Here is a 6,275-nt window from a genome sequence, read left to right as displayed (position 1 = left end):
GCGGCGGTCGCCTGCCTCGGACCTTTGCGTCATCCTCTCCGCGACGAAAGTGTGCGCCATCGGCAAAATGCCTATTCCAGCCCACAGTCTTTTTGATGATGATGGACTCCACGAACGGCATGTGGTTCAGCAGAGTGTCAGCCACGAGTTGGACATCCTTTAGAAGCGATGGGTCAATCCTCTCTTGGAACTTCCAGCTAATTTGGCCCCAGACATCGATAAAGGCGTCTTCCCACTTGCCGTCGAACTTATAGGCAAGTATGTAAACCACTCGGGGTGAGTAGACCACGCCGTTGTGCTCGGACATTACAATCGAGGCATGCCTGAGGGATTGCTTTCGAAATAATTCCTTGCGAGCTAGTTTGTTCAGATCGACGGATGGTCGGCCAAGGGAAACACATCGCTTCCAGCCGCCTATGGTCGAATAATAAATTTCAGCATCTTGGTATCGGTCGCCGACCGGGCTGAAGTCATAGGGTTTGTCATCAACCAGATACTCCGATACCTTCGGAATCTGAACCTGCACAGAGTCGAAGGATTTCAACACCAGGGGGTTGTGAAACTTGATCAACCGTATTGCCACGTCTCCATGAACGGCATAGAGCTCGAAAATGGGCGTGGATCGATCTTTCAAATTCGTGAGCGTTACTTGATCTATCCCGCCAGCTTGGTAATTTGGCCGAGCGAACGAGTGACTTTCTCCGATCTTGTAACCCAATTTTTGCGGGGCGAAATACAGCGCTACCATCGCGCCGATAACTGCGGGGATCTTTAGCGCTTCCAGCCAGGTGCTTATGTCCATATCGCCTCCTAGGTGCGTCTCGGAATTATGTCGGTCTGAACGTTTGACCGGTAAACAGGGACTTCACGCAATTGACCGGTTGCTATTTCGTCGCTCTAACGCGACGCTTTTTGTAAACGTAAACATGCGCCATAGATTGTGACGTATCCTTACGCACGAGCTTAGGATATCGGAATGACAGGCAATCAATTTTTCCTGCTCCTCATCTGCGGAATTGCGCTATGGGGATTCATCAAAACGCAGGCGCGCCGCAGGGCAGAAGAGGCCCTTGTGCAATCGCTCTCGACTGTGAACGGCCAGGAGTCAGCGCACGTCTTGCTAAGCTTTGACCGGCGGGCCGGGATCGCGATCAGTCGCGACGCCAAGGCGGTGTGCTTGGCCGGCGGCAACTGGATCAACGCTGAAGTGTTCGACATTTCCGAGGTGCTTGGCGCCGAGCTATACATCGACGGCGAATGCGAGACGAGCACATCGCGCTCGAGCCAGATTGCGGGCGCTGCGGTGGGCGGGCTCTTACTCGGCGGAGTCGGACTCATCGTCGGTGGCTTGTCCGGCAAAAAGAAGACCAATCGAAAGGTGTCCTCGGTCGAAGTCCGAGTGACCATCGACGATACCAACAACCCGCTGCACGACGTTCAACTGCTACGACGCGAGGTGTCGAGAAATTCACCCGAAGCAAAGCAGGTAATCGAAGAAGCGCGCCTATTTCACGCACAGCTCGACGTGGCGATCAAACGTGCCGACCAAGCCCAACGAGAGGTAGAGCATCAAAGGCTTTTGGAGGCGCAGGGTGGCAGGACTAACGTGCCGACCCTCTCCATTGCGGCAGAGCTTCGCGCGCTGGGCGAATTGAAGGCAAGCGGCGAACTGTCCGAGGCCGAGTATCAATCGCTCCGCAGCAAGCTGCTCGCATAGTCTCCGGGCCTCACGAAAGGGCGGGTCTACGCGGACGGGACACTCCTTGAAAGAAAGGCCCTGGCACAGATACCAGGGCCAATCCGACGATGCGTCGGGACACGCTTAGGCCGATATGGGTCGGCCGCAGGCAACCGTGATTTTTAAGCGATAGCCCGTCGCTTGTAGGATCGGGGAGCTCTCCCGCGTCTGTTCCGCGGGAGCTATGAAAGCAAGAAAGTTCCAGCTTCCGATCTGCCTCTTCACGCTGCGCACGCTTGCGCCGCGCGTGAATCTCCTTAGGGGGCATCCTTTCGCGCTCTATCGAGGCGGCCTTCCAACCAGCCTCCCATGAAGTCACCTTTTCCATCCAGTCCCCGATCGGCTCACCGCTATGAGCCGGCATGGCCTCGGCGCGAACGTAGGGTGAATGCCATAGGGACAGGCCCCTGCGTGCCGCTTCGGCACCCTGTCTGTGGACTTCGTCAAGCATGATCTCACCTCCACAAAAAGGCTGAGATAGCAGTGTCAGTCCGAAAAGCGGTTGCGGCAATAGTGCCCCAGCACCCGAGCCGTAAGTAAATTTGAAAGGGGGAAGGGAAACCCGTAGCGGTAGAACCGCCCGGCAATATCAGGAAGCCTCCAGAGGCGCGTCGGGGAAAATGCCGTGCAAACCGCTATGCAAATTTTGCAACGAACTGAAAAATTTTCGTCTCGTCATTAGCCGGACCATTGCTGGCACTTGAACGGTAATGGGCATATGGCTTGCGAAGAAGTCGCAATTCAGGGATTCACAATTCGAGGCACGCGATGGAAAATGAAGAAATGGTGGCGGCGATGATCGCCCGGCCGTCCACCTATCGTCACTTCGAGGACTGGGCCGAAGTGTTGATGCGTTATGCCGCCTGTCTGAAAGCTCTTGAACCAAAGCTGGATCCGCACGACCTCGAGGCGCTACTCAACGTGGGAGCGGACTTCTACCGCACTCTGGCGCGCGCCGAAGACTACCGACGTAGCGTCTGCGGGCGGGACTAGCGCGACGCCCGAGCGCCGGCACCTATCGCGGCGACATCCCTTTCCGAAGCTTTGAAGGCTCCTCCATCATCTCGCGCACGTCCTGGTCGCGCTCAATGACACAGGGCTCCGCGCGCAGGGTTTCCATGAAGTCGTCGTATAGCCCGGCCGTGACGCCGGCGGGGCGCTTGAAGTCGTTGGAGAGCTGGTGGGCGCGCAGCAGCACCGAACGCAGCCGCTTCACCTCCCAGAGCAGGGCGATCACGTCGGCGTTCCAGGACTGGCGCTCCCTGATGGCGCGCAGCTCGGCGTAGGAGAGTGGGGCTTTGAACGTCATGGTGGAATACACTGTTTATCCATACAGTATATTCCACCCAGGCCCGGGTCAAGTCATCGGCGTGGCGACCAGCTTGTCCGAGGGGTAGGGCACCATGAACTGCCGGCTCTCCTCCGGGTTCGCGGTGAGCCAGTCCCCATACGCGCCTTCGGGAAGGATCACGACCATCCGCTTCTCCTTGCCCGCCTGGTGGTAGTTGCGAAACAGGGGATCGTGGTCAGCGTTGATGGTCAGCATGGTGTAGCTCTCATGCCACGCGCCCGCCGCGTCGCGGTAGCGGTCCCACAGACCCGCGATCCCGAGGGGCGCCCCGTCAGCGCGCATGAACCGCGTGGCGATCGCCTTGCCCGACCTCCAGTCGGGTTCGAAGATCGCGTCAGCCGGCATCACGCAGTGCTGCGCGCGGCGCCACGCGTTGCGGAAGGTGAAGGCGTTTGCGACCCGGTCGTCCCGGGCGTTGAAGGTCGACAGCTTCTCGGCGCCTGCCAGGTCGTCCGGACGAGTCGTCGAAGAGATCAGACCCCAGCGCCCGAGCACCGCCTCGCGGTCGGGCACCGCTTCATCGCCGGCGTCGTGCTCGGGCGGGCGTCGGACGAAGACACCCTGGTAGCGCGGCCACATATCGTATTTGCCGGCCGGCGGTCTGTCCCGCACACCGAACCGCTCCAGTAGAAGCTCGGCATCTTTCAGAGTCTGGTAATGGCTGCACATTTCATCGCCCACCCGGCTTTAGGAGCAGCCAGTATACGAGCGCCTAGCGCCGACGCAGAGCGCCCTTCAGGGTCACCTGCAGGACAGGCGTTCCGCGCGAGACGGCGTGCGCGATCATGTGAGAGGTGCCCTTGCCGCCTGGGAAGGCGACAACGAGGTCCGGGCGCTCGGTGTCGTGCATGCTCACGTTTCGCTTGCGCCCAGCATACGCGTCAAAGCCCGCGGGGGTGTTCCATAGCGCGTGGTGGGTGCGATGGGGCACCTCCACAGACTGAGCCCACCGGCGCCCCAGTGCGTCTGCCCCAGTGGCGCCGCCCTCCACGAGCAACCCAACCGGGCGTCGGGCGTGAATGGACTGCAGCACGCGGGTGACGGTGCCGGCATCGGAATAAGTCCGTCCGCCGGTGATCAGCACCGTGATGGCTCTCACCAAGAGCCCACGTCCGGGCCGGTGGTCGCGACGCCAGCAGGCGTCTCAGCGACGGACGAGCCATCCGGTTCGCGCATCAGCGTTTCAATCTGGTAAAAGCCCACGAACTGCGGATTCTGGGACTGTTCTCCATCCCAGACGCACCCGGGGTGTTCTGCCTCGACGCGCCCGTCGTTAAAGCGAACGTTCATGCGCTGGTCGGCCTTGAGCTTGGGCCGCATGCCATAGTTGGGCTGCCAGCCTGTCGCCAGGACAACGCTACGGGGCTTGGCGGGCATATAGATTGGGATTGAGGCGAGGTCCAGCATTACCAGCTCCCCGTCTCTTCGTCCTGCGTTTCCACGCCGGCGGGGCGGGGCGCCTCCTCGTGCTCGCGCCCCTGATCGATGTCTACCAGCATGCGCATATACGTCTCCCGCTTGTCCTTTTCGTCCTCGCCCGCGAGGATGCGCCTAAGCTTTTCCACGTCAACCGGCCCACCTTCGCCTCTGACACCTGTGCTGCCGACTTCCGGGATCGACGCGGATGTCATGTATTCGTGTTCGAAGTGCGCTCGGCGATCTTCGGTCGCGCGCGTCGACAGTTCATCCATCCAAATGCGGTCGAAGGAGCGACCGCGGATTTCGTCCCCGAGACTGGTCGAACCGGAATTGACGCTAGTATGGCGCGCCAGGTCCGCGAATAAGGATTTGCCGCGCGCGGTCATGGCCGGGCCGAAGGTCGGCGCAGAGATCACGTGTTTCGGGTCGATCACAAAGGGCGATTCAAGCAGGTCTTTTGCCATTTACCAAGTGCCCCAGGCAGGGTCTTCCTTCGATTCGTCGGTGGCGACCTCGACCGGAGCCTCGGTCTCGTCTCGGGTCAGTTCGTCAAGCCAGGCAGAACGGTCATCATCCCCGAGCGGTTCACCCGCTGCGTCATACATCGTGATGGTGCCGTCGCGTTCGTCTCGCAGAGTGTTGATGAAGTGCAGCGCCAGCGCGCGAGTCATGTGGCGCTGGATGATCAAGAACGTGCCGACTTCTTCGAACTTCTCCCTTGACTGGAACCTTGCCGGCAGTAACTCGGTCGGGATTGGGTAACGCGCCGCGGACATGGCACCGCACACCGTCAATGCGTCTTCGATGTGTGCGGCGCGCAGGTTCAGAAGCTCGGGGAACTCAGCCGCCAGCACTCTGGCAATGGCCGAATTGAGCACGGCGGCACTGCGTTCTGCCATGTCCTACTGCTTTTTGGCGGCTGCCAAGATTGCCTCAAGCTCTTCGGGGCTCAGAGATTCCAGCGCCTTGCGGGCGTTGCGACGCTTTTCCTTGCGAGCGGCGGTCTTGGCTTCGAGGATCGGCGCAACCTTTCGGTAGTGCGCCTCGATCGTCTTGTCGTCGAGTTCGAGCAGCGCCTCGATCAAAGCGCCTTGCGTGCAGCCCAGACGCTCCGCGATGTTGCGGATCCGCTCGAATGATTCCGCCGGCAACGCAAAGGAACTACGGATAAGATTACCTGCCATTTCTGCCCCTACGAATTTACATAGCGACATTATAGGCAGCAGGATCAGATTTCCGCGTTGAACCCGATCGAGCGCGGCGAGCCTTCTGGCGGCTCTTCCATGCCCGCGGTGATCGCATAGTGGTCGACGGACAGGACAGGGGCGGGGCTCATGAACGCCAAGCCCAGCAATGCGACTGCCTGGCCCGTCATAACAGCCACGGCCCCCACCACGATGACGAGCACGGCGTTCTGGACCGTGACCAGGGTGGTCGGGTTGGTGGCGGACGAGTTCAGGTGACGACCGATGTTGGCGTTCATACGCACAGCTCCCAGTCCTCGGTCAGCAGGTCTTCCTGCACAGGGGAGTAGATCCCGTCGCCGCGCGCGTCGGTGTGGATCATGATCACTTCCTTGTCGTCCTGCGTGGTGATGTAGAGGTAGGCGAACGGGTCTTGGCTGGCCCAGCCCGCCCGGCGGACAGATTTGCCAGCGCGCATCTGTTCGACGGCGCTGCTGAAACTGCGGTTTGCACCCATGAGGCTTCCTGGTCTCGGGTTAAGGAAACATAGTCAGCGCTGACTATAAACGGAAACCTTACCCCT

The 6,275-nt window shown here is 60.2% G+C and carries 13 protein-coding genes; 2 read left to right on the top strand and 11 right to left on the bottom strand.

Annotated features, from left to right (window positions below):
• Positions 1-802, bottom strand: an 802-nt coding sequence (locus tag ACNPP0_RS27720; RefSeq protein WP_448707684.1) for a hypothetical protein, incomplete at its 3' end; no start/stop codon positions are given.
• 174 nt (positions 803-976) lie between these two features.
• Here ACNPP0_RS27720 and ACNPP0_RS27715 point away from each other — a divergent pair.
• On the top strand, positions 977-1,717 hold the full coding sequence (locus tag ACNPP0_RS27715; protein ID WP_448707683.1) for an SHOCT domain-containing protein: 741 nt from the start codon (positions 977-979) through the stop codon (positions 1,715-1,717).
• Between the two features lie 10 nt (positions 1,718-1,727).
• On the opposite strand, the gene ACNPP0_RS27710 is transcribed toward ACNPP0_RS27715, so the two are convergent.
• Positions 1,728-2,189, bottom strand: a complete 462-nt coding sequence (locus ACNPP0_RS27710) for a CrpP-related protein (protein ID WP_448707682.1) — start codon at positions 2,187-2,189, stop codon at positions 1,728-1,730.
• 317 nt (positions 2,190-2,506) lie between these two features.
• Here ACNPP0_RS27710 and ACNPP0_RS27705 point away from each other — a divergent pair, with 317 nt between their 5' ends.
• On the top strand, positions 2,507-2,731 hold the full coding sequence (locus ACNPP0_RS27705; RefSeq protein ID WP_448707681.1) for a DNA-3-methyladenine glycosylase: 225 nt from the start codon (positions 2,507-2,509) through the stop codon (positions 2,729-2,731).
• 22 nt (positions 2,732-2,753) lie between these two features.
• Here the strand turns inward: ACNPP0_RS27705 and ACNPP0_RS27700 are convergent, their stop codons facing one another.
• The 9 genes from ACNPP0_RS27700 to ACNPP0_RS27660 are packed head-to-tail and all read right to left on the bottom strand — an operon-like array spanning position 2,754 to position 6,209.
• Entirely contained in the window at positions 2,754-3,047 is a 294-nt protein-coding gene (locus ACNPP0_RS27700; protein ID WP_448707680.1) for a hypothetical protein, read from the bottom strand.
• A 48-nt stretch (positions 3,048-3,095) separates the two neighbouring features.
• Complete coding sequence (locus tag ACNPP0_RS27695) at positions 3,096-3,758, bottom strand: SOS response-associated peptidase (RefSeq protein WP_448707679.1); 663 nt, start codon at positions 3,756-3,758, stop codon at positions 3,096-3,098.
• A 43-nt stretch (positions 3,759-3,801) separates the two neighbouring features.
• Entirely contained in the window at positions 3,802-4,173 is a 372-nt protein-coding gene (locus ACNPP0_RS27690; RefSeq protein ID WP_448707689.1) for a DUF2493 domain-containing protein, read from the bottom strand.
• Between the two features lie 11 nt (positions 4,174-4,184).
• Positions 4,185-4,496, bottom strand: coding sequence for a hypothetical protein (locus tag ACNPP0_RS27685; protein WP_448707678.1), 312 nt, complete (start codon positions 4,494-4,496; stop codon positions 4,185-4,187).
• Positions 4,496-4,972, bottom strand: coding sequence for a hypothetical protein (locus ACNPP0_RS27680; protein WP_448707677.1), 477 nt, complete (start codon positions 4,970-4,972; stop codon positions 4,496-4,498). Before ACNPP0_RS27680 ends, ACNPP0_RS27685 begins: the two co-directional genes overlap by 1 nt.
• On the bottom strand, positions 4,973-5,407 hold the full coding sequence (locus ACNPP0_RS27675) for a hypothetical protein (protein ID WP_448707676.1): 435 nt from the start codon (positions 5,405-5,407) through the stop codon (positions 4,973-4,975).
• Positions 5,408-5,410: 3 nt separating this feature from the next.
• Positions 5,411-5,692: a hypothetical protein gene (locus ACNPP0_RS27670; protein ID WP_448707675.1), complete on the bottom strand. Its 282-nt coding sequence runs from the start codon at positions 5,690-5,692 to the stop codon at positions 5,411-5,413.
• Positions 5,693-5,736: 44 nt separating this feature from the next.
• A complete protein-coding gene (locus tag ACNPP0_RS27665; protein WP_448707674.1) occupies positions 5,737-5,991 on the bottom strand; it encodes a hypothetical protein in 255 nt (84 codons plus the stop codon).
• Entirely contained in the window at positions 5,988-6,209 is a 222-nt protein-coding gene (locus ACNPP0_RS27660; protein ID WP_448707673.1) for a Thoeris anti-defense Tad2 family protein, read from the bottom strand. The genes ACNPP0_RS27665 and ACNPP0_RS27660 overlap by 4 nt, the downstream gene beginning before the upstream one ends.
• Between the last annotated feature and the right edge of the window lie 66 nt (positions 6,210-6,275).

The organism is Achromobacter semiaridum, assembly GCF_053543755.1.
Note: the sequence above shows the minus strand (reverse complement) of the source record. Positions and strands in the feature narration are given on the sequence as shown.

What these genes read in the sequence shown, in the direction of transcription:
- ACNPP0_RS27715 (WP_448707683.1), top strand. Translation starts at nt 977, where the DNA reads ATGACAGGCAATCAATTTTTCCTGCTCCTCATCTGCGGAATTGCGCTA.
- ACNPP0_RS27710 (WP_448707682.1), bottom strand. Translation starts at nt 2,189, where the DNA reads ATGCTTGACGAAGTCCACAGACAGGGTGCCGAAGCGGCACGCAGGGGC.
- ACNPP0_RS27705 (WP_448707681.1), top strand. Translation starts at nt 2,507, where the DNA reads ATGGAAAATGAAGAAATGGTGGCGGCGATGATCGCCCGGCCGTCCACC.
- ACNPP0_RS27700 (WP_448707680.1), bottom strand. Translation starts at nt 3,047, where the DNA reads ATGACGTTCAAAGCCCCACTCTCCTACGCCGAGCTGCGCGCCATCAGG.
- ACNPP0_RS27695 (WP_448707679.1), bottom strand. Translation starts at nt 3,758, where the DNA reads ATGTGCAGCCATTACCAGACTCTGAAAGATGCCGAGCTTCTACTGGAG.
- ACNPP0_RS27685 (WP_448707678.1), bottom strand. Translation starts at nt 4,496, where the DNA reads ATGCTGGACCTCGCCTCAATCCCAATCTATATGCCCGCCAAGCCCCGT.
- ACNPP0_RS27680 (WP_448707677.1), bottom strand. Translation starts at nt 4,972, where the DNA reads ATGGCAAAAGACCTGCTTGAATCGCCCTTTGTGATCGACCCGAAACAC.
- ACNPP0_RS27675 (WP_448707676.1), bottom strand. Translation starts at nt 5,407, where the DNA reads ATGGCAGAACGCAGTGCCGCCGTGCTCAATTCGGCCATTGCCAGAGTG.
- ACNPP0_RS27670 (WP_448707675.1), bottom strand. Translation starts at nt 5,692, where the DNA reads ATGGCAGGTAATCTTATCCGTAGTTCCTTTGCGTTGCCGGCGGAATCA.
- ACNPP0_RS27665 (WP_448707674.1), bottom strand. Translation starts at nt 5,991, where the DNA reads ATGAACGCCAACATCGGTCGTCACCTGAACTCGTCCGCCACCAACCCG.
- ACNPP0_RS27660 (WP_448707673.1), bottom strand. Translation starts at nt 6,209, where the DNA reads ATGGGTGCAAACCGCAGTTTCAGCAGCGCCGTCGAACAGATGCGCGCT.